This window comes from Lysobacter sp. CA199, from assembly GCF_052078715.1.
Lineage (GTDB): Bacteria > Pseudomonadota > Gammaproteobacteria > Xanthomonadales > Xanthomonadaceae > Lysobacter.
The window spans coordinates 393,515-413,619 of sequence record NZ_JBQJIL010000001.1; the positions used below are offsets into that span (position 1 = coordinate 393,515).

Annotated in this window: 17 protein-coding genes; 11 read left to right on the forward strand and 6 right to left on the reverse strand. The window is 66.5% G+C overall.

The features are described 5' to 3' along the window. Positions 1-84 precede the first annotated feature (84 nt). The 6 genes from ACTOWJ_RS01900 (at position 85) to ACTOWJ_RS01925 (ending at position 4,009) form a co-directional block, all read left to right on the forward strand. Positions 85-699: a GNAT family N-acetyltransferase gene (locus ACTOWJ_RS01900; protein WP_441332876.1), complete on the forward strand. Its 615-nt coding sequence runs from the start codon at positions 85-87 to the stop codon at positions 697-699. Further along, a complete protein-coding gene (minC, locus tag ACTOWJ_RS01905) occupies positions 696-1,505 on the forward strand; it encodes a septum site-determining protein MinC (protein ID WP_441332877.1) in 810 nt (269 codons plus the stop codon). The genes ACTOWJ_RS01900 and minC overlap by 4 nt, the downstream gene beginning before the upstream one ends. A gap of 25 nt (positions 1,506-1,530) precedes the next feature. Continuing rightward, entirely contained in the window at positions 1,531-2,340 is an 810-nt protein-coding gene (minD, locus tag ACTOWJ_RS01910) for a septum site-determining protein MinD (protein WP_441332878.1), read from the forward strand. Between the two features lie 4 nt (positions 2,341-2,344). Next, the gene (gene minE / locus ACTOWJ_RS01915) at positions 2,345-2,614 is read left to right on the forward strand and encodes a cell division topological specificity factor MinE (RefSeq protein WP_441332879.1); all 270 of its coding nucleotides are present in this window, start codon (positions 2,345-2,347) and stop codon (positions 2,612-2,614) included. Between the two features lie 235 nt (positions 2,615-2,849). Then, complete coding sequence (locus tag ACTOWJ_RS01920; RefSeq protein WP_441332880.1) at positions 2,850-3,323, forward strand: hypothetical protein; 474 nt, start codon at positions 2,850-2,852, stop codon at positions 3,321-3,323. A gap of 137 nt (positions 3,324-3,460) precedes the next feature. Further along, positions 3,461-4,009 (forward strand): hypothetical protein, encoded by a 549-nt coding sequence (locus ACTOWJ_RS01925; RefSeq protein WP_441332881.1) that lies wholly within the window; start codon positions 3,461-3,463, stop codon positions 4,007-4,009. A gap of 231 nt (positions 4,010-4,240) precedes the next feature. Here ACTOWJ_RS01925 and ACTOWJ_RS01930 read toward each other — a convergent pair whose 3' ends face one another. Next, positions 4,241-4,624 (reverse strand): hypothetical protein, encoded by a 384-nt coding sequence (locus tag ACTOWJ_RS01930; protein WP_441332882.1) that lies wholly within the window; start codon positions 4,622-4,624, stop codon positions 4,241-4,243. A 517-nt stretch (positions 4,625-5,141) separates the two neighbouring features. Here ACTOWJ_RS01930 and ACTOWJ_RS01935 point away from each other — a divergent pair. After that, positions 5,142-7,181: a M2 family metallopeptidase gene (locus ACTOWJ_RS01935; RefSeq protein ID WP_441332883.1), complete on the forward strand. Its 2,040-nt coding sequence runs from the start codon at positions 5,142-5,144 to the stop codon at positions 7,179-7,181. 156 nt (positions 7,182-7,337) lie between these two features. Here ACTOWJ_RS01935 and ACTOWJ_RS01940 read toward each other — a convergent pair whose 3' ends face one another. Both ACTOWJ_RS01940 and ACTOWJ_RS01945 read right to left on the reverse strand, forming a co-directional pair. After that, positions 7,338-8,249, reverse strand: a complete 912-nt coding sequence (locus ACTOWJ_RS01940; protein ID WP_441332884.1) for a hypothetical protein — start codon at positions 8,247-8,249, stop codon at positions 7,338-7,340. Next, positions 8,246-10,456, reverse strand: a complete 2,211-nt coding sequence (locus ACTOWJ_RS01945) for an AAA family ATPase (protein ID WP_441332885.1) — start codon at positions 10,454-10,456, stop codon at positions 8,246-8,248. The genes ACTOWJ_RS01940 and ACTOWJ_RS01945 overlap by 4 nt, the downstream gene beginning before the upstream one ends. Before the next feature lie 205 nt (positions 10,457-10,661). Here ACTOWJ_RS01945 and ACTOWJ_RS01950 point away from each other — a divergent pair, with 205 nt between their 5' ends. Beyond that, positions 10,662-12,113 carry an amidohydrolase family protein gene (locus ACTOWJ_RS01950; protein WP_441332886.1) on the forward strand — a complete coding sequence of 484 codons (1,452 nt, stop codon included), beginning with the start codon at positions 10,662-10,664 and terminating at the stop codon, positions 12,111-12,113. Positions 12,114-12,394: 281 nt separating this feature from the next. Here the strand turns inward: ACTOWJ_RS01950 and ACTOWJ_RS01955 are convergent, their stop codons facing one another. Continuing rightward, positions 12,395-13,165 (reverse strand): helix-turn-helix domain-containing protein, encoded by a 771-nt coding sequence (locus ACTOWJ_RS01955; protein ID WP_441332887.1) that lies wholly within the window; start codon positions 13,163-13,165, stop codon positions 12,395-12,397. 108 nt (positions 13,166-13,273) lie between these two features. Here ACTOWJ_RS01955 and ACTOWJ_RS01960 point away from each other — a divergent pair, with 108 nt between their 5' ends. The 3 genes from ACTOWJ_RS01960 to ACTOWJ_RS01970 all read left to right on the forward strand — a co-directional run bounded on the left by ACTOWJ_RS01960 (position 13,274) and on the right by ACTOWJ_RS01970 (position 18,850). Continuing rightward, on the forward strand, positions 13,274-14,173 hold the full coding sequence (locus ACTOWJ_RS01960; protein WP_441332888.1) for a DMT family transporter: 900 nt from the start codon (positions 13,274-13,276) through the stop codon (positions 14,171-14,173). Between the two features lie 822 nt (positions 14,174-14,995). After that, positions 14,996-18,319 carry an nSTAND1 domain-containing NTPase gene (locus tag ACTOWJ_RS01965; RefSeq protein WP_441332889.1) on the forward strand — a complete coding sequence of 1,108 codons (3,324 nt, stop codon included), beginning with the start codon at positions 14,996-14,998 and terminating at the stop codon, positions 18,317-18,319. Between the two features lie 18 nt (positions 18,320-18,337). Then, positions 18,338-18,850, forward strand: a complete 513-nt coding sequence (locus ACTOWJ_RS01970; RefSeq protein WP_441332890.1) for a hypothetical protein — start codon at positions 18,338-18,340, stop codon at positions 18,848-18,850. Between the two features lie 82 nt (positions 18,851-18,932). Here ACTOWJ_RS01970 and ACTOWJ_RS01975 read toward each other — a convergent pair whose 3' ends face one another. Further along, complete coding sequence (locus ACTOWJ_RS01975; protein ID WP_441332891.1) at positions 18,933-19,313, reverse strand: ribonuclease domain-containing protein; 381 nt, start codon at positions 19,311-19,313, stop codon at positions 18,933-18,935. 122 nt (positions 19,314-19,435) lie between these two features. Continuing rightward, complete coding sequence (locus tag ACTOWJ_RS01980; protein WP_441332892.1) at positions 19,436-19,822, reverse strand: hypothetical protein; 387 nt, start codon at positions 19,820-19,822, stop codon at positions 19,436-19,438. Between the last annotated feature and the right edge of the window lie 283 nt (positions 19,823-20,105).

Consider the following 20,105-nt stretch of genomic DNA (forward strand, 5'->3'; position numbering starts at 1 on the left):
GCGTTCGCCGCGGACGGATGCCCGTGCGATAATCGGGACGCCGGCACGGAACGCGTGTCGGTTTTTGAATACCTGGAGCCTGGAATGTCGATCGTCGTCCGCGACGTGCGTGAGCACGAGCTGGATTCCGTCCTTGCCCTCAACAACGCCGCCGGACCCGCGATCCTGCCGCTGGATGCGGCCCGTCTGCGTCATTTTTTCGACACCGCCGAGTATTTCCGCGTCGCCGAACGCGACGGCACCCTGGCCGGTTTTCTGATCGGCATGGGCGCCCGCAGCGAGCACGACAGCAGCAATTTCCGATGGTTTCTTGAGCGCTACCCGGACTTTTTCTATATCGACCGCATCGTCGTCGCCAGCCGCCGTCGCGGCGGCGGCGTCGGCCGCGCCTTCTACGCCGACGCCCAAAGCTATGCCGAGCTGCGCTATCCGCAGCTGGCCTGCGAGGTGTTCCTGGAAGGCGGCAACGATCCGGCCCTGCTGTTCCACGGCAGCTTCGGCTTCCGCGAGGTCGGCCAGCACGTGATGGAAGAAGCCAGCGTGCGCGCGGCGATGCTGATGAAGCCGCTGTGCAGCTACCCGTGGGTGTGCGACACCTACGGCGAGGCCCTGCCCGAAGCCACTTGGCTGACCCGCCCGCGGGTGCCGGTGGCGCGCGTCCAGGCCGACGCGCCGCGTCCGACCGGGACGTGCCCGTGAGCGTGGCCGTGGATTACGAACAGGCCGGCGAACTCAAAATCGGCCAGGTCGGCATCGCCAACCTGCGCATCCGCACCCTAGACGTTCAGCGTCTGACCGAAGAAATGCGCAGCCGCGTGCAGCGCGCGCCGAACATGTTCGGCCGCGCCGCGGTGGTGATCGACTTCGGCGGCCTGAGCCAGACGCCCGACGCGGCCACCGCGCAGGCGCTGCTCGACGGCCTGCGCGACGCCGGCGTGCTGCCGGTGGCGCTGGCCTACGGCACCAGCGAGACCGAACGCCTGTCGCAAGCGCTGGGGCTGCCGCTGCTGGCCAAGTTCCGTGCTTCCTACGAGCGCGGCGAAGGCGGCGTCGAACCGGTGGCCGCGGCGCCGGCTGCGGCGACCAAGCGCGAGGCGGCTCCCGCGACGGTGGCGGCCGAACCGGCCAAGACGTCGCGCTCGGCTACGACGCCTGCGGCTGCGGCTCCGTCCTCTTCGGTTGGACTGATCCAGTCCGCTCCAGTGCGCTCGGGCCAGCAGATCTACGCCGACAACCGCGACCTGACCGTGCTGACCACGGTCGGCGCGGGCGCCGAGGTCATCGCCGACGGCTCGATCCACATCTACGGCCCGCTGCGCGGACGCGCGCTGGCCGGCGCCCAGGGCAATACCAAGGCGCGCATCTTCTGCCGCGAGTTCCATGCCGAACTCGTGGCGATTGCAGGACATTACAAAGTGCTCGAAGACATCCCGAAGGAACTGCGCGGCAAGGCCGTACAGATCTGGCTGGAAGACGAACAAATCAAGATTGCGGCGCTGGATTGACGTCGCACGAACGGAGGAACCTATTTTGACCGAGATCATTGTTGTCACTTCGGGCAAGGGCGGTGTCGGTAAAACGACCACCAGCGCCAGCCTGTCCTGCGGTCTCGCCCGTCGCGGCCACAAAGTCGCGGTAATCGACTTCGACGTCGGCCTGCGCAACCTCGACCTGATCATGGGCTGCGAACGTCGCGTGGTGTACGACTTCGTCAACGTCGTCAACGGCGAGGCCAACCTCAAGCAGGCGCTGATCAAGGACAAGCGTTTCGAGAATCTGTTCATCCTGGCCGCCTCGCAGACGCGCGACAAAGACGCGCTGACCAAGGAAGGCGTGCAGAAGGTGCTCGAGGATCTGGCCGCGGAAGGTTTCGACTACATCGTCTGCGATTCGCCGGCCGGCATCGAAAAAGGCGCGTTCCTGGCCATGTACTTCGCCGATCAGGCGGTGGTGGTGGTCAATCCGGAAGTCTCCTCGGTGCGCGACTCCGACCGCATCCTGGGCCTGCTGTCGTCCAAGACCCGCCGCGCCGAGAACGGCGAGCGCGTCAAGGAACACCTGCTGCTGACCCGCTACAGCCCCAAGCGGGTCGAGGATCAGGAGATGCTGAGCATCGGCGATGTCGAGGAAATCCTCGGTCTGAAGACCATCGGCGTGATCCCCGAATCCGGCGACGTGCTCAACGCCTCCAACAAGGGCGAGCCGGTGATCCTGGAAGCCGAATCCGACGCTGCGCAGGCCTACGACGATGCCGTCGCCCGCCTGCTCGGCGACACCCGTCCGATGCGCTTCACCCAAGTGGAAAAGAAGGGCTTCTTCACCAAGCTGTTCGGAGGCTGAGCTTATGGGTCTGTTCGACTTCCTGCTGGCCAAGAAACCCACCGCCAACGTCGCCAAGGAGCGGCTACGCATCATCGTCGCGCACGAGCGCGCCGGTCGCGGCGGTGGTCCCGACTATCTGCCGATGCTGCAGCGCGAGTTGCTCGAGGTGATCCGCAAGTACGTCAACGTCGACGCAGAATCGGTCAAGGTCGATCTGATCGGCGAAGGCGACAACAAGGTGCTCGACATTTCCGTCGCATTGCCGGAAAACCCGAGCCCGGCGCAGGCATGACGAGCGAGCGGCCGGCCTCCCGGCCGCCGTCGTCTTCGTCGCGCCCCTGCAGGCGCGGCGCGAGCCGCGACCCACCGAAGTTACGTACGTCAGCGTCACACCCCAAAGCCAGCAAACACCAAGCGCTGACCAGCGCCCCCGCGCCGCAGCAACACCCCGCGGCATTCAACTCATATCCATTCGCGCCCCGCGACCCGAAGGCCCCCACACGGGCCACCTTCCCGAACCCCGCCCCATGCTCACCCTGTCCGACATCGCCTTCGAAGACGTCGCCGCCCTGCTCGCGCGCTACGACCTGCGCCTGGAGCGCGTGGCCGACGGCGAACCGATCCCGGGCAGCTATTGGGGCGAATGCGAAGCCGGGCTGATCGGCAGCACCGTCTACGCGCGCGGCGACACGCCCGTGCACTCGCTCCTGCACGAAGCCTGTCACCTGATCGTGCTGCCGCCGCAGCGGCGCGCGCTGGTGCACACCGACGCGACCGATTCGATCGAAGAGGAAGACGCGGTCTGCGTGCTGCAGTCGCTGCTCGGCGATGCGATTCCCGGCGCCGGACGCGAACGCATCCTCGCCGACATGGATCAATGGGGCTACAGCTTCCGGCTGGGCTCGGCGCGCGCGTATGTCGAGCAGGATGCGGAGACTTCGTGGCAGTGGTTGGCCGCGCGTGGATTGGTAACGCTGCCCGGGCGTACTTTGGTTCTGTAGGCCCCTCGCAACTGACCCAACGACCTGGGTCGATCTCCAGGACCTAAGCGGCGAACCGGGTAACCTGCCTGCCGCCGCCCTGCGCGGATGCGGAAGCGGCGTAGGCCGCCGCGGTGCCCACACCGAAGGCAACCAGAATGTCCGGCAAAAGATTCCGCCTGAAGACCGGCGATGTGTTCAGCATCAAGCTGCGCGAGGATTTGTTCACGCTCGCGCAGGTCCGCGAGAACCATCTGATCCAGTTCTTCGATATCGCCGGCGAGGATGCTCGCTGGAACGGCGTGGATTTGAACGCAGCCGATGCGTTGTTCTGCATCTACGTCGCCGACCAGCGAATCCGATCGCTGATCGACGCGATCGTTCCGGCCGAACGTGTCGCTCCGAGCGCGCGGCCGACGCCCAGACTGATGCTGAGCGCGTTCCCGATCATGGATCAGAAATACAAATGCTCGGTCGATCTGATCGAGCTGAGCGAGAGCTACGACTCGGTCGATGCCGCCGTGCTGAAAGCCGATCTGACGCCCGACACCGATGCCGACACGCTATTGCGCCACGAGTTGGCGGGGATGTGGGGCGATCCGATCAAACTCGGCGAACGCCTGATCCGTTTTTTCGAAACCCGGATCGATTGGGATCCCTCCAAGACCTTCATCTTCGGTGACGATCTCAAGCCGACGACGCGGTAGTTCCTCGTATCGATCCTTTGGATGACGGACATCGTTCGTGGAGAGGGGAGTTCGCGCATGGGCGAGAGAAGAGCAGCGGTCACCGACGCCATCCCTGGCGCCGACGCCATTCAAACTTCGCGGTCGCGGCTATCCCCATAACCGGTCCCGACTGGCACTGCTGTTGCTTCCCTTCCCCTGATGCGCCATCCAGGCGCTTACCCCCACCGAGTTCCTCTGGCGGCGCGCGCCTCAGCGCGCGGCCTGCCCGCGTTCTTGTACGGCATACGCCGCCCGCGACGCCGCGACGGGCACCGGGATGGCGTGATCGACTTCGACTTCGGCCTCGCTGATCGGATCGGGCAACGCCGACGCGGCCGTACGGTTCGGGCCGGCATCGGCCGGACCATTGATGATCACCACGCCGACCACCGCCATCGCCAACAAGGCGAACAGAGCGACGCGGGCGAGATGGGCGCCGCGCAGGCGGCGTTGGACGCGGGCCGGCGCGCGCTCGCGCGCCCAGCTCAGATCGGCAGTGAACAAACAGGCGCCGCCTTCGCGTCCACGCAGCGGCAGCCCCGCCATTGTGGCCGTGTGCAACTTGCCGCCCGCGGTCCGCATCGTAGATTTCATGCCCTATCCATTGCAGCCAAGACTGAAACCAAGGGCCTGCCCCGCCCTGGCCGGACAACCGATGAACGGCTGCCCTTGGACGTCACTTTTTCCGTTTTGGCGTCACAAATCAATTCCATTTTCGTGACAGCAGTCAGAACCACACCGCCCGGTGCTGTTTCGAATCCTGAACAAAACAGTCATCTTTCCGGCCTGCGTTGCGCATGCGTAACGTGAATATCGAAAATTTAACAATCTAACCGATTACAATTAACAAAATATTTACTTTATTTCGCGACACCTGCAACGTTTCTGCCGGTATCAATCGCCTGAATTGGCGAAACAACGCCAGACGATGCCTGCCGAGTAACCGTTTTCAGCACAGTCGGTGTGCCTGATCTGCGCAAAACCTCATCCACGCACACCCCGCCCGGCCGGGTCCGACGCTCCCGCCGCGGCACGGCTTGCGCCCGACTCGGGCGGCCTCTAGCCTTCTGGCTCGCGCGCAAAGCGCGGCACTATTCCGGAGAGAGCACACATGAAACATGTCCGCGCCTTATTGGCGCTCGGCGTCGCTGCGGCCGTGATCGGCCTGGCCGGCTGCAAGAAGGAACCCGTCCCCTCCCCGAGCACCAGCGCCCCGGCCGCCGCGCCCGCGGGCGAAACCGCGGATCAGTTCATCGCTCGCGTCAACGACGAGTACAAAAAGATGTATCCGGAGATGACCGCCGCGCAGTGGCTGTCGTCGACCTACATTAACGACGACAGCCAGCTGCTGTCGGCCAAGGCCAATGAGCGTTACCTGAGCCAGCTCAACAGCTGGATCGAACAATCGAAGAAGTTCGAAGGCCAGCAGATGTCGCCGGCCACCGCACGTTCGATCCAGTTGCTGAAGATCGGCACCGCGATGCCCGCGCCGAAAGACCCGGCGCGCCTGGCAGAACTGACCCAGATCGCCACGCGCATGGAAGGCATGTACGGCTCGGGCAGCTTCTGCAGCGGCCCCGGCGACACCGATTGCCGTCAGCTCGGCGATCTGGAAGACGTGTTGCGCAACAGCCGCGACTACGACGCCCAATTCGATGCCTGGAAGGGCTGGCACACCATCTCCAAGCCGATGCGCAAGGACTACACGCGCTTCGTCGAACTGGTCAACGAAGGCGCGAAGAACCTCGGCTACGCCGACACCGGCGAGCTGTGGCGCTCGGGCTACGACATGAGCCCGGTGGAACTGGCGGCGGAAACCGACCGCCTGTGGGGCCAGGTCAAGCCGCTGTACGAACAACTGCATTGCTATACCCGTTCGCGCCTGGAATCCAAGTACGGCACCGACAAGGGCCAGACCAGCGGCGGCATGCTGCCGGCGCATCTGCTCGGCAACATGTGGCAGCAGGACTGGGGCAATGTGTGGGACGTGCTGGCGCCGTACAACGAACAGCAGGCCGGCAGCCTCGACATCAACGGCGCGTTGAGCCGTCAGTACCAGCAGGTTCTCGACGCGCAGAACGCCAAGGCCGGCGAAGACCGCAATCCGCTGGAACAGGCGCAGACCGAAGTCGAGGCCAACCTGGTCAACGCCAAGCGCATGACCGAACGCGCGCAGGACTTCTACGTCTCGCTCGGCATGCCCAAGCTGCCCGACAGCTATTGGAACAAGACCCAGTTCATCAAGCCGCGCGATCGCGACGTGGTCTGCCACGCCAGCGCCTGGGACATGAACATGAGCGGCGACGTGCGCACCAAGATGTGCATCAAGCCGAATGAAGAAGACTTCACCACGATCTATCACGAACTCGGCCACGTCTATTACTACCTGGCCTACAACAAGCAGCCGCCGCTGTTCCAGACCGGCGCGCACGACGGCTTCCACGAAGCCATCGGCGACACCATCGTGCTGGCGATGACGCCCAAGTACCTGGCCTCGATCGGCATGGTCGGCAATCAGCAGCAGAGCAACGAGGCGCTGATCAACGCGCAGATGCGCATGGCCCTGGCCAAAGTCTCGTTCCTGCCGTTCGGCCTGATGATCGACCGCTGGCGCTGGGGCGTGTTCGACGGTTCGATCAAACCCGACAGCTACAACAAGGCCTGGTGGGAACTGAAGGCCAAGTACCAGGGCGTGGCGCCGGTGGAAGCGCGCGGCGAAGAGTTCTTCGATGCCGGCGCCAAGTACCACGTGCCGGGCAACACGCCGTACACGCGCTACTTCCTCTCGCACATCCTGCAGTTCCAGTTCTACAAGTCGCTGTGCGACGCGGCCGGCTACAAGGGCCCGCTGTACGAATGCAGCTTCTACGGCAACAAGGCCGCCGGCGCGAAGTTCGAGGCGATGCTGAGCAAGGGCGCCAGCCAGCCGTGGCAGCAGACCATGAAGGAACTGACCGGCGGCGAGAAGATGGACGCCTCGGCGGTGCTGGAGTACTTCGCGCCGCTGCAGACCTGGCTCAAGCAGCAGAACGAAGGCAAGACCTGCGGATGGCAGGCCTCGGCCGCGGGCGCTCCGGCGCCGACCTCGCCGGCCAAGCCGACGAACGCGCCGAAGGCCGACGCCAAGCCGGGCAAACCAGCACAGGGCTGAGCTGCGACGTATGGCGGCCGCGATGTTCGCGGCCGCCGCGTTTTTTGCTCGTCATTCCCGCGAAAGCGGGAATGACGAGCTTGTTTTCCGAGACTGGAACCAGGCGCTCGGGATTGAAGAAAAACCGGCTTCGGCCGGTTTTTCATTTCTTCCGATCTACATCGCTGCGCCGATCGTTCCGATCAAATCGCGATAGCGCGCGAGCAATCGCCGCTGTACATCAGCCACGAACGCTTGCGCCATCGCGGAATATTCCTGATCCGGCGCGGCCGCGGCGCGCAGACTCGCCAGCTTTCTGGTCGCACGCCGCAACGGCCCGGTAATGTCCGCCGGATCGGCCTGCGCCGCCTCATCGAGCGCTTCTTCCAAGTCCAACAGCACCTCGCTCAGGCGCTGCAGATGCCGGCTGCGCGCCTCCACCAGCGCTTGCCGGTTCAGCGCCATGATCTCCACGGTCCGCTCGCCGTAGGCATCGGCGTCCCCGTCGTCGAAACGCGGTCCCAACAGCGACAAATCCTCGGCCACGTGCCAGCGCAGATGCGCAGCCGGATCGCGGCGAGTGGGATCGATCAGCAACGGGTCTTCGCCGTCGCAATCGTCGCCGGGCTGGAACGCGCGCGCCGCGGCGATCGGAAACAAGTTGCCCTTGCCGGCGTTGCGCGCGGCCTGCGCGGCGATCTGCGCGGCGTTCATTCCGATCGCTCCGATCCGGTGGCCTTCGACGCGATTGCAGCTGATGCAGCTGCGCAGCAGATTGTTCCAGTCGGCGGCCAGCCACCAATAGCCGCGATGATCGGCCTCGCCGACCACCGCCGCCTTGGGCCGATAGTGTTCGATGTCCGCCGGCGAAGTCGATTCGTGCAACGACTCGCAATACGCGCATTTGCCGTAGAACAAAGTCCGCAATGCCTTCTTGACGTCCTCGCCCTTGTAAGCCTTGAACTTGTACACGCCGGCGCGCGGATCGCGGTAGTGAGCCTCGGCGCTGGCGCGTTCGCGCGCACCGGCGCCGTCGGGGTCGCTCAGCGAAGCCGGCTGCGCGACCCGGGCGCGATCGACGTACCTCACGCGCCGCGCTCCGCGTCGGCTTCGGCTTCGGCTTCGGCTTCGGCTTCGAGCAAGGCCACGATTTCGCGCAAGGCATCCTCGCGCATGCTCGCGCGCTCGGGCGCGGGTTTGCTCCGGCGCCCGCGCAGATAGCGCTCGGTGGCCTCGCCGATCAGTTGTTCGGTCGGCGTATCGCCCAGCGGCAGCGCCGACACGCGCCCGGCCAGCGCTTGGCGTTCGCGCCGCTCGCCGGCATCGAGTCCCGGCTTGCCGAGCAGGTAGGCATAACGATGCAGATGCGCGTCCACCTCGGGCCGGGCGGTACTGAGCAGGCCGAACAGATCCGAAGTCAGCAACTGATCGGTGCGCATCAGCTCGATGTTGGGCAGATCCTCGCGCAAGCGGATGCGATCGTGTTCGTCGCGGTACAAAACCTGCACCTCGCCGTCGCGCATGCCGCGCAGGCACAGCGCATCGTGTGCGGTGACGATGAACTGCACCCGCGGCATCGCCCGGCGCAACGCCGACATCACCTCGATCTTCCAGCGCGGATGCAGATGTACGTCGATCTCGTCGATCAGCACCACGCCTTGCGCGTACTCCAGATTGCCCCAGACCTCGACCATCCGCCGCATGATGTCCACGGCCATCGCGAACAGCGCGCGGTAGCCATCGCTCATGCGTTCGATCGGCGTGACCCTGCCGTGGGCCTTGACCCAGACTCGATCGTGACCGTCGCGATAAATGTCGTCGTCGCCGTGCAGGGCGAACACCTCGCGCATCGCGCGGACGACGGCGTTGAAATCCGGATCCGGCGCCCGCGTCAGCCAGGGTGCAGGATCTTCGAGCATCGCCAGCGGATCGAACAGACTGCGGTTGACCGCATGTCTGGCGATGGTTTTATGGGCGCGGAAGAACCGCCGCGCGCCGTAAGCCAGCACCGTGAACGGTATGTCGCCGGTCACGGCGAATTCGCCCAGCGCGTCGACGCTCAAGATCAATGCCTCGCCCGAGGTGGTGACCACTTCGACCGTCGGCGTCTCCGGACGGATGTCCCAGGACTGTATCTGCCGCGGCAGCAGCTCGTCACCGCTCACACGCGAGCCAGTACGCAACCGCTCGTCCATCAAGGTCAACGCCAGCGCCTGCAGCACCGTGCTTTTTCCGGCGGCATTCTCGCCCAGCAATATCGCGCACGGCGCGCGGTCGTCGAGCGAGCGCGACGAGGCCAACTGCAGTTCGACGTCCTCGAGTCCTTTGAAATTGCGGATACGCACGCGTTCGACGTACGAACCCCGGCGCGAAGCTGAGGCCGTCGGCAGACGGGCCGCCACTACGCTGCGCCGAGCATCGAAGGCATCCGGGCCCAATCCGCTGCGAAGATACTCCGCTACGACTTCGCGCCAAACTCCCTGCTGGCCGCGCAAACGCGGGATGTCGCGGACATGATCGAAGCCGGCTTCGACTTTGGCACGGCTGCGACGCGCGGTCTCCCGGCAGACGGCGTCGGCCGCAGCCTGAATCGCGCCGGCGTAGGCGAACTGGCTCATGACGGTCAGCAGTTCGATGCTGCGCGCATCCTGGGACTCGATCAGCTCGCCGATGTGGCTGAGCGTTTCATCCACCGCCTGTAATCGGTCCTCGATCAATTTGGCTCGATTGAGCCTGAGCACTTCGATGGTGGACTCGCCCTTGTCCGAACAGGCACGCCAGTGGCCGTCGTGCGCGTACACGATGTGCCGGCCCGGATCGTCGCGGCAGGGATCGATCAGCAAGGCGCCTTCGGTTTCGATCAGCTGCCGCCACGGCGTCATCGGCAACGCACGCGGCGTGTCGACCGGAAACAGGTTGCGCTTGGCCAGCGAGCATTCCTTGCAGGCCAGCATCAGATTGCGCCATTCGAACGCCAGCCAGCCGTAGTGATCGGCGCTGCCGGGCTCCTCGTTGTTCTGCGCCGCCGCCGAGATCGGACGGAAGTGATCTATCGAGGCCTGTCGGGGTTCGCTGAAAGCGCTTTCGCAGTACGCGCACTTGGCCAAGAACTGATTGATCAATGCGGCATGAACCTTCCCGTCCAGGAACAGCTCGCGATAGCTCTCGAACGGCGCCCGTTGCCGCTGGCGCACCTCGGCCGGCAAGCTGTAGAACAAGTTGAGTTCGTGCGCCCAATCCAGCAATTCGGGCTTGCGCAACGCGGGCGGTGTCGCCAGCCGTTTGACCTTTCTCATGCAGCCCCTCCCTTGGGCGCGATGGCATGCGTGACCGCCGCGGCGGCGTACGCGCGCATTATGGACATGCCGGCTCTGGCGAAACAGCGCCCGTTCCGCGTTCGCGACGCGGAACGCCGCGCCGTCTCGGGCAGAATAGGCCCCCGACGCCTTTTTTTTTGCAACTGTCCGCGGCATCCGCGGGCGCCGTCCCTGGAGCACCCGCATGATCTCGACCTTGCGTCTGTCCGCCGCGCTGCTGCTGGCCCTGTCTCCCGCCGCGCACGCGACCGAAGCGGTGGATCTGCTGATCCGCCATGCCAACGTGATCGAGGTCGACACCGGCCGCACCCTCGCCGACCGGCTGATCGCGGTGCACGGCCATCGCATCGTCGCCATCGCCCACGATCGCCACGCCGCCGATTACCAGGCCACTCGCAGCATCGACGCGCAAGGCAAATACGCCATCCCCGGCCTGTGGGACATGCACGTGCATTTCGGCGGCGGCGACAAACTGATCGAGGAAAACAAGAACCTGCTGCCGCTGTACGTGGCGCACGGCATCGCCGCGGTGCGCGACGCGGCCGGCGATCTGAGTCCGAGCGTGTTCGAATGGCGAGACGCGGTCGCCCGCGGTGCGCTGGAAGGGCCGACGATCTTCACCTCCGGGCCGAAACTGGAAGGCTACAAGTCGATCTGGCCCGGCGACATCGAAGTCGGCAGCCACGAAGAAATCGCTCAGGCGCTGGACCGGCTGCAGGGCTGGAAGGTCGACTTCGTCAAGATCACCGACAACACGCTCTCGCCCGAGTTGTTCTTGGACGCGCTCAAGCAGGCGCATGCGCGCGGTCTGCGCGTGTCGGCGCACGTGCCGTTCTCGCTCACCATCGACGAAGTAAGCGCCGCCGGGCTGAGTTCGATCGAGCACATCGAGTACGCGTACAAAGCCGGGTCCGCGCAGGAGGCGCAGATCGGCGCGATGGTCCGGCGCGGCGAGATCGACGGCAAGGAAGGTTGGAACCGCATCCAGGCGAGCTTCGATCGGAACACTGCGCGCGCCGCCTACAAGCGCCTGGCCCGCCGCGGCACGGCGATCACGCCGACCCTCAACGGCAGTTTCGTCACCACCTATCTGGATCGCAACGATCATCGCGGCGACGACTACCTCAAGTACATCGGCCCGGGCCTGCAGGCGACCTACGCCTGGCGCGTGGAGCGCGCGGCCAAGGACGATGCCGCGGCGATCGAGCGCCGTCACGCGCGCTATGAGAGGAATGCCGCGATCGTGCCGCTGCTGCAGCAATCCGGCATGAATATCCTGGCCGGCACCGACGCCGGCTTCCTCAACTCGTTCAACTACCCCGGCGTGGGCCTGCACGACGAGATGCAGCGCTTGGTCGAAAGCGGCCTGACCCTGCTGCAGACGCTGCAGGCAGCCACCATCAACGGCGCGCGCTTCCTGGGCCGGGACAAGCAGCACGGCAGTCTCGCCGCCGGCAAGGCCGCCGATATCGTGCTGCTCGACGCCGACCCATTGCGCGATATCGCTGCCACGCGCCGGATCGACACCTTCGTGCTGCGCGGCAAGGTCTACGACCGCAAAGCACTGGACGCGATGCTGGAGGACGTGCGCAAGCGCGTCGCAGCGCAGAAAGTCGCCACGAAAGCCGCGCAATAATCCCTGTAGGAGCGGCGCGAGCCGCGACCACGAAACCGCACATGCGTCGTTACCGCGGGGTCGCGGTCGCGGCTTGCGCCGCTCCTACAGGGGCCATGCGGAAGCCGCCGGCCGCCGGAGCGACAATAAGTAGCGCGGCGGTTCTCTCGCCAAACGGCAGTTGCGAAGGCCGCGCCGGCGCCGCTGTAGGAGCGGCGCGAGCCGCGACCACGAAACCGCACATGCGTCGTTACCGCGGGGTCGCGGTCGCGGCTTGCGCCGCTCCTACAGCAGCTTGCGGGTCACTTGCGGAACTTCTGTGGTGTGGTGCCGCTGAACTGCTGGAACATCGCGATGAACGCCGAGGCGCTCGCGTAACCCATTTGCGCGGCGACCTGTTGCACGCTGCGTCCTTGCTCCAGCAGCGGGATCGATTGCTGGAAACGCAGCCGCTGCCGCCATTGGCTGAACGACATGCCCAATTCGTCGCGGCAGCGCCGGCTCAGGGTGCGTTCGGTGGTGTGCACGCGGCGCGCCCATTCCTCCAGGGTGGTGTTGTCGCCCGGCGCGTGCTGCAGGGCGTCGAGGATCGGTCCGAGCAGGCGGTCCTCGCTCTGCGGCACGAAGCGCTGCAGCATCGGCGTGGCCAGCAGCTTGTCGATCAGTACCCGCGCCAGCCTCCGGTCGGCGGGCGTGTCGGGAATCTCGATGCCGCGATCGAACAGGTCCTCGACCCCGGCGATGAACAACGGATGCAGGCGCACGATCCCCGGCGCCTTGGGCAGGGTCGGCGTATAGCGTTCGGCGATGTTGATGAGCCGGCACTTCACCTCGCGGCGGTTGTGCGAGGTGTGGTCCATGCGCGGCGGAATCCATACCGCGTAACCGGGCGGGGCGAAGAACGGCTGCCCCTCGACCACGAACGCCATGCTGCCCGATTCCACGAACGCCAGCTGGCCCCAGGGGTGCTGGTGCAGCGCGCTTTCGGTATCCACCGCCAACGCCTCGTAGCGCAGCAGCAACGGCCCGGGCAATGAACGGTAGGGGTAATGGAATTGGCGGCTGCGGCGCATCTTGTCCGGGCCTCGCTACGACCTGTCTGGTTATCGGCATCTGCCGATTACCCGACATTCTAGAATAGGCCGCCCCCCGTTGTACCGGTTGTACGAAGGAAGTCCGCAATGCATCTGTTACTGCCGATCCTGGCCACGCTGATCTGGGCCGGAAACACGATCGTCAGCAAGCTTTCGGCCGGCGCCATCGAACCGGCGGCGATCTCGTTCTACCGCTGGCTGGTCGCGCTGCTCGCGCTGACGCCGTTCATGCTGCCCCGGGTCTGGAAACTTCGCGCGCAGGTGCGCCCGTACTGGCGCAAGCTGGTGGTGTTGGCCGCGCTGGGCATGGTGATGTACCAGTCGCTGGCCTATTTCGCCGCGCACAGCGTCAGCGCGATGTCGATGGGCTTGATAGTGGCCGCGATTCCGCCGATGACGATGCTGATCGGCATGGTCGTGCTCAAGACCCGGCCGTCGCCGGGCATGCTGATCGGCGCAGTGATTTCCTTCCTGGGGCTGAGCTGGTTGCTCAGCGGCGGCCATCCGCTGCGTCTGTTGCAACAAGGTCTGGGGCGCGGCGAGATGATGATGATGCTGGCGGCGTTCTCCTACGCGCTGTACGGCGTGCTGGTGAAGCACTGGGCGCTGCCGATTCCCAACGGCGAGTCGCTGTATCTGCAGATCCTGTGTGGCACGGTGTTGCTGCTGCCGGGTTTCCTGCTGGCGCCGTCGGTGGCCTTGAACGCGCACAACCTGCCGCTGGTGCTGTACGCCGGTCTGCTCGCCTCGACTCTGGCGCCGTGGTTCTGGATGCACGGCCTGCTGCGCCTGGGCGCGGACAAGACCGCGGTGCTGATGAACCTCACCCCGGTGTTCACCGCCGCATTCGCCGTGCTGCTGCTCGGCGAACCGTTGCAGGTCTATCACTGGATCGGCGGCGGATTGACTCTGCTCGGCGTGGCGGTGGCGCAGGCGCTGCGGCAGCGGCCGGCGCCGGTGCTGCTCGCGCGGGAATGCGCGGGCTGAGGCCGCGCCGCGAGCGACCACGACGCGTCCTCGCCCATGAACACGGCGCTCCCTGCGCGGCGCTGACATTCGTCATATCGGCCGCGCCGCCTCGGTGAAGCCGGGCGCTCGCGCTCCACGCGCGAGCGCTTCGCCAGTGTGAGCCGCGTCAAGTTCGCCGCGCACGCGCGCTGTTAGGGTCGCAGGCATGTCGCCGCCACCCGACACCCACCACTCGATGAAACCATTCACGCCCGACCCGCTTTGGGCGGCGTCGCAATCCCACGGTTCGTTCGCCTGCCGCACCGCGTGCGCCGAGTTCGGCGCAGATCTCGGTCGTGCCGGTCCGGACCGTTTCCCGGTTCGCTATTGCTGCGGCTGATCCCCCTTGGTCGCATGCCTGTGCCGGCCGCGGGGGGTGGCCCCCGGCCGGCTTTTTTTGGGCCGGCTTTTTTAGTTCAGTCATCCGAGCGCCGCGCGCACCGATCGCGCCGCTGAGGCCGCGGCGCGGTATGCCGATCCGCGCCGCCCCGAAGACACGCACCCCCGCGGGCCAGAGCAACAAACGCAAAATATCGGCCGGACCGGCCACATCGCGATCGCGGCGTGCGCAGACCGACGTCAACCGCAGAATTGCACGCGCCGATACAGACGAAAGCCACAAGGTTTGTTAGCGTGCGTAAGGTTTCACACCCGCCTGACGTTGCGATGGGGCGCAACGCGAAGGCGGCCTCTCGCCTGTCACGCCGGCCGGCAGCGGCCGCGGCAGATGCGGGGCGCGCATGAGGCTTCATGCGTCACCGGCCCCGTCGACTGACACGCATAAGGCGAGCGAGCGCTGCGATGCCACAACGCATCGATCGGATCAAGAACCTGGCCGCGGTCTCGCAGTTCCGCATCGGCGCGCTGTTGGTTCAACCCGACCGCCTGGCGATCGTACGCGACGGCGTATCCATCGCGCTGGAACCGCGGATGATGGAGGTGCTGATCGCGCTGGCCGAACGCGCCGGCGAGGTGATCAGCGCCGAACAACTGCTGATTGAAATCTGGCGCGGCACCTTCTACGGCGACAATCCGGTCCACAAGACCATCGCGCAGTTGCGCCGGCGCCTGGGCGACAGCAGTCGCGAACCGGATTACATCGAAACCATCCGCAAGCGCGGCTACCGGCTGGTGGCGCGGGTCAGTTTTCCGGACGACTATCGCAGCGGCCTGCCGCGCGCGGCGTCGTGGACCCAGGGCAGTCCGTACGTGGGTCTGCGTTCGTTCGATCAGCAGCACTCCGGCGTGTTCTTCGGCCGCAGTCGCGCCACCGCCGAACTGCTCGCCACCCTGCGCGAACAAGTCGACAACCAGCGCCGCTTCGTCCTGGTGTCGGGCGCCAGCGGTTGCGGCAAAACCTCGCTGCTGCGCGCGGGGGTGATGCCGCTGCTGCGCCAGGACGGCGGCTTCGACGGCTTGCACGCGCTGGCCAGCGCCTACTTCGATCTGGGCGCGTGCCGCGGCGGCGACTTGTTGGCGCGGCTGGCCCAGGCGCTGTGCGAATGGTCGCTCGACGGCAGGCCGGTGTTCCTGCCCACGGAAACCGATGGGCTGTCGCAGCAACTGCGGCAGACGCCGGGCGCGGTGCACGCCCGCCTCGACGACGCCTTCGCGCGCCGCACCGTCGCGCTGGCCGAACGCGCGCATCTGTTGCTGGTGGTCGATCACTCCGAAGCCGCGGTGGCCGCCCCCGGCATCACCGAGGCCGACCGCCGCGATTTCGGCGCCGCGCTGAGCACGCTGTGCGCGTCGCCGCGCGTGGCCATCATCGCCATCACCCGCAGCGACTTCTATCCGGCTCTGATCGAACGCGTGCCAGGCCTGGCCGAACTCAAGGCCGGCGACGGCCACATCGACCTGTTGACGCCGCGCGTGGGCGAGATCGGCCAGATCATCCGCGCGCCAGCGGCGTTGGCCGGGCTGAGCTTCGAGGAAGACCCCGACAGCTCGATCCGCCTGGACGATCTGCTGCGCGACGCCGCCGCCGCGCATCCCGATTCGCTGCCGCTGCTGCAACACACCTTGCAAGCGCTGTACGAGCGGCAAAGCACCGCAGGCGTGCTGAGCCTGTCCACGTATCGCGAACTCGGCGGGCTGGAAGGCGCGCTGGCGCACCGCGCCGAGCAGGTCTACGCGGAACTGCCGGCGGCGGCTCAAGCCAGTCTGGAGCGGGTGCTGGCGGCCTTGATCGTGATCCGCCCCGACAGCGACGCAGTCACCGCGCGGCGCGTGCTGTGGTCGAGCCTGGACGATGCGGCCGCGCGCGAGCTGGCCGAAGCCTTCGTGCGCGCGCGCTTGTTCGTGGGCGAACTCAGCGGCGGCGAGCCGGGTTTCGGCGTCGCCCACGAAGCGCTGTTGCGGCAGTGGCCGCGCGCGCGCGAATGGTCCAGCGAGAACCGACTGCTGCTGCAAGCGCGCGAACGCCTGCAACGCGCGGCGCGGCGCTGGGCCAGCGAGGGCCGGCGCGCCGATCATCTGCTCAATCCCGGCCGCCCGCTGGCCGAAGCGCGCGAAGCCGCGCGCCGCCTGCCCGACGATCTGGACGCCGACGATCTGCAGTTTCTGCACGCCTCCGAGCGCCAGCAGCGGCGCAAGCAATGGCTGCGCGCCAGCGCGATCGGCGCGCTGTGCGCACTGGCGCTGGTCGCCATCGGCCTGGGCCTGCAAGCCTGGCAGGCGCGGCGCGAAGCCGAGCGCCGGCGCGATCAGGCCCAGCAACTGGTGTCGTTCATGCTCGGCGATCTCGCCGAGCAACTGCGCCCGATCGGGAATCTGAAATTGCTCGACAGCGTCGGCAGCCAGGCGCTGACCTATCTGGAGCACATGCCCGAGGGCGACATGCAGCCGCGCGAACTGGTCAGCCACGCACGCGCGCTGCGCACAGTCGGCGAGGTGCTGATGAATCAGGCGCGCTTTCCCGAAGCGCGCGCGGCGTTCGAGCGCGCGCAGGAGGCCTCAGCGCGCGCGCTGGCCGGAGCGCCCGATTCGCTCGAGGCTCTGGCCGAATCGGGCACCACCGCTTACTGGCTGGGTTATCACGACTACCAACAGAAGAAATTCGACGGCGCGCGAATTCATTGGCAAGCCTATCTCAAAGCGTCCGAGGGCCTGGTCGAACGCGCGCCCCAGGAGCCGCGCTGGCAGTTGGAGTTGTCCTACGCGCTCAACAATCTGGGCACGCTGGCCTACAGCGGCCAGCGCAGCGACGAGGCCGGCGAATTGTTCGCCCGCTCGGTCGCGATCAAGCGCGCGCTGCTCGCGCGCAAGCCGCAGGACAAATCGTTGCGCTACGAGTTGGTCGACAGCTTGTCGTGGCTCAGTACCGCGCAGGACTTGAACGGGCAACTGGCCGCCGCGGCGCAGGGTTACGCAGCGCAGACCCAGATGCTGCGTGAGTTGGTCGACAGCGAGCCTGATGCCGACGAGTGGCGGCGCAAGTTGGCGACCTCGCTGCTGCGCAGCTCGGTGCTGGCGCTCGATCGCGGCCTGCTCGACGAGGCAGAACGCGATATCACCGAGGCGACGCGACTGCTCGCCGATCTGGTCGAGCTGCAACCCGATAACCGAGTATGGCGGCGCCATCTCGGCCATGCCTACGCGCACGGCGGCTGGATCGCGGCGATGCGCGGCGCGCGCGAGGAAGCGCTGCAGCGCCTGCGCCAGGCGCAGCGCACCCTGGCGCCGCTGATGGCCCAGGCCGATCCGCCGCCGGAATGGCGGCTGCTCGAGGCCACCGTGCGTCTGCGCCTGGCTCAGACCGATCCGGCCACCACGCAGGAACAGGCCGACACCGTGGTCGCCGATCTGCGTTTGCTGCAGCGGCAGGCTCCGGACGATCTGCCCAACCGCTCCACCCTCGCCCGCGCGCTGTCCTGGCGCGGCGAACGTTACGCCGCCGCCGGCGACGCCGCGCGCGCGCGCGCCGACTGGAACGACGCGCGCGAACTGCTGGCCGCCGCGGCGCCGCAATCGCGCGATCGCGGCGTGCTGGATTCATGGGCGCGCGCGCAAATCGGCCTGGGTTCGCGCCCGGCCGCGGCCCGACAACTGGCCTGGCTGCAACAGTCCGGCTACCGCCATCCCGGCTTCGTTGCCTTATACGAAGCCGCTCCCCAGCGACCTTGAACGACAGGAATCCGAGTAATGGCCAAGAAGAAAGAATCCGGCAAGCAGTCCAGCGACAAATCGATCGGCGCCAAGCCGGTCAAGGCCGGCAAGAGCGAGAAGAAGGGCAAAGGCCAAAAGCCGCTACCGCTGAAAAGGGACATCGAACTGACCGTGGCCTATGTCGGTTTCGGCGGCAACGCCGGGCAGAGCCGTTATTTCTACAGCTTCGCCCCGGACGTGGTGACCTTGAGCACCAACGGCCCGGTGCAGATGAGCTACATCTTCGAGCCGCAGGTGCCACAGCGTTTTCAGATCATCAACGTGCTCAGCTCCGACTCGTTCAAGCAGATCCAGAACGTGCAGGTCGCAGCCGACGGCCGCAGCGTGAGCTTCCTCAACCTCAACAGCGTGCAGACGCTGATCTTCTTCACCGTGCTGGTCCGCGACAATGAAAGCAACTCGATCGAAGCGACGGTGATCTCTTGCGATCCGCAGGTCGGCAACGATCCGCAGATCACTCCGGCCGGCAAGCGCAACAAGCGCGGTTGACGGCGGTGCGCAGGCGGCGTTGCGCCGTCTGCGCCTTTCCGATAGTCCAGGCGCGGGATCCGCGATCGGACCGGGCCGCGACTCAATTGATCTGGCAGAACGTCGCGTAATGGTCCGGCGTGTAATAGCGCGTCTCGACGATGTTCTTGCGCGCACCCATCGTCATCAGATAGACCAGCCGGCGGGTGCCGGCGGCACCGTCGTGGCGGATCTTGCCTTCCCAGTACTCCTGGCCGCGGCCGGCGTTAGGCAGTTTGCCTTCGCCGTTGTTGAACACCTGCACGTCCAGGCCGAGCCGGCCGCATTCGGCGACCGGCTGGGTCGAGGTCATGCAGAACGACATGCTGCGCATCGCCTCCTTGATGTCGGGCGGCAGACTCTTGCAGACCGGCGGTTTGGCCAGGGCCGGAGCGGCGAGCAAGCCCAGACACAGCACGGCCGCGAAGTTGCGGATGGCGTTCATGGCGATAGTCCTTTGATGGAAGAAGGAGTACGGCGCCTTGCGCGATGCGCGCGCGGCGACGCCTTCGGATCGGGCCGACGCGCGCAAGCAGCTGCGCGCGCCGGGCACCGCCCGCGAGGCGCTTACGGGATCTGACAGAAGCTCGCGAATTGATCGGCCGTGTAATAACGCTTGCCGATCGGCTTGCCCTTGGAGGCTTCCTGGACCAGATAGACCAGGCCCTGGGGCGAGCCGAGCAGACGCGGCGCGGCGCGCCAGTACTTCGGCCCCAACGCGCCGAGCTTGGGCAGCAGGCCCTGCGCGTTGTCGTAGACCCGCGCGTTGAGCTGCAGCTTCTCGCAGGCGGTCACCGGATCGCCGGCGCGGGCGCAGTCGTCGAACGACTGCACCATCTTCTGCACGTTCTTGGGCAGCGGCGTCTTGCACACCGACGGGTCGCCCGCCAGCGCGGGCAGTGCGGCGAGGGTCAGGACGGCGGTCAGCGTGCACTGGGCGAGCGTGGCGTTCATCAGGGTGTTCTCCGGTTGGGTGTAGCGCGGGCTCCGGCGATGCCGGTGTTCCGCGCTGCGACATGGGCCGCCGGCGCACCCTGGGCGCTCCGCCCGGGCGGCGCCTTACCGCAACCTTACGGTCGACGGGCCGCCGCGCCCGTCGGGCTCAGGCATCACCGAACCTCACTCAGTCCTGCTTTTTTCTCACCGCAAAAGTGCTGTCGGCATCGCGATATCGCCGCGATCAGGCTCCGCGAACCTGCCCGAAGCCTCGCCTGGCGCCGATCAAGCCGTTGAATTA

What these genes read in the sequence shown, in the direction of transcription:
- ACTOWJ_RS01900 (WP_441332876.1), top strand. Translation starts at nt 85, where the DNA reads ATGTCGATCGTCGTCCGCGACGTGCGTGAGCACGAGCTGGATTCCGTC.
- minE (WP_441332879.1), top strand. Translation starts at nt 2,345, where the DNA reads ATGGGTCTGTTCGACTTCCTGCTGGCCAAGAAACCCACCGCCAACGTC.
- ACTOWJ_RS01920 (WP_441332880.1), top strand. Translation starts at nt 2,850, where the DNA reads ATGCTCACCCTGTCCGACATCGCCTTCGAAGACGTCGCCGCCCTGCTC.
- ACTOWJ_RS01925 (WP_441332881.1), top strand. Translation starts at nt 3,461, where the DNA reads ATGTCCGGCAAAAGATTCCGCCTGAAGACCGGCGATGTGTTCAGCATC.
- ACTOWJ_RS01930 (WP_441332882.1), bottom strand. Translation starts at nt 4,624, where the DNA reads ATGAAATCTACGATGCGGACCGCGGGCGGCAAGTTGCACACGGCCACA.
- ACTOWJ_RS01935 (WP_441332883.1), top strand. Translation starts at nt 5,142, where the DNA reads ATGAAACATGTCCGCGCCTTATTGGCGCTCGGCGTCGCTGCGGCCGTG.
- ACTOWJ_RS01945 (WP_441332885.1), bottom strand. Translation starts at nt 10,456, where the DNA reads ATGAGAAAGGTCAAACGGCTGGCGACACCGCCCGCGTTGCGCAAGCCC.
- ACTOWJ_RS01950 (WP_441332886.1), top strand. Translation starts at nt 10,662, where the DNA reads ATGATCTCGACCTTGCGTCTGTCCGCCGCGCTGCTGCTGGCCCTGTCT.
- ACTOWJ_RS01955 (WP_441332887.1), bottom strand. Translation starts at nt 13,165, where the DNA reads ATGCGCCGCAGCCGCCAATTCCATTACCCCTACCGTTCATTGCCCGGG.
- ACTOWJ_RS01960 (WP_441332888.1), top strand. Translation starts at nt 13,274, where the DNA reads ATGCATCTGTTACTGCCGATCCTGGCCACGCTGATCTGGGCCGGAAAC.
- ACTOWJ_RS01965 (WP_441332889.1), top strand. Translation starts at nt 14,996, where the DNA reads ATGCCACAACGCATCGATCGGATCAAGAACCTGGCCGCGGTCTCGCAG.
- ACTOWJ_RS01970 (WP_441332890.1), top strand. Translation starts at nt 18,338, where the DNA reads ATGGCCAAGAAGAAAGAATCCGGCAAGCAGTCCAGCGACAAATCGATC.
- ACTOWJ_RS01975 (WP_441332891.1), bottom strand. Translation starts at nt 19,313, where the DNA reads ATGAACGCCATCCGCAACTTCGCGGCCGTGCTGTGTCTGGGCTTGCTC.
- ACTOWJ_RS01980 (WP_441332892.1), bottom strand. Translation starts at nt 19,822, where the DNA reads ATGAACGCCACGCTCGCCCAGTGCACGCTGACCGCCGTCCTGACCCTC.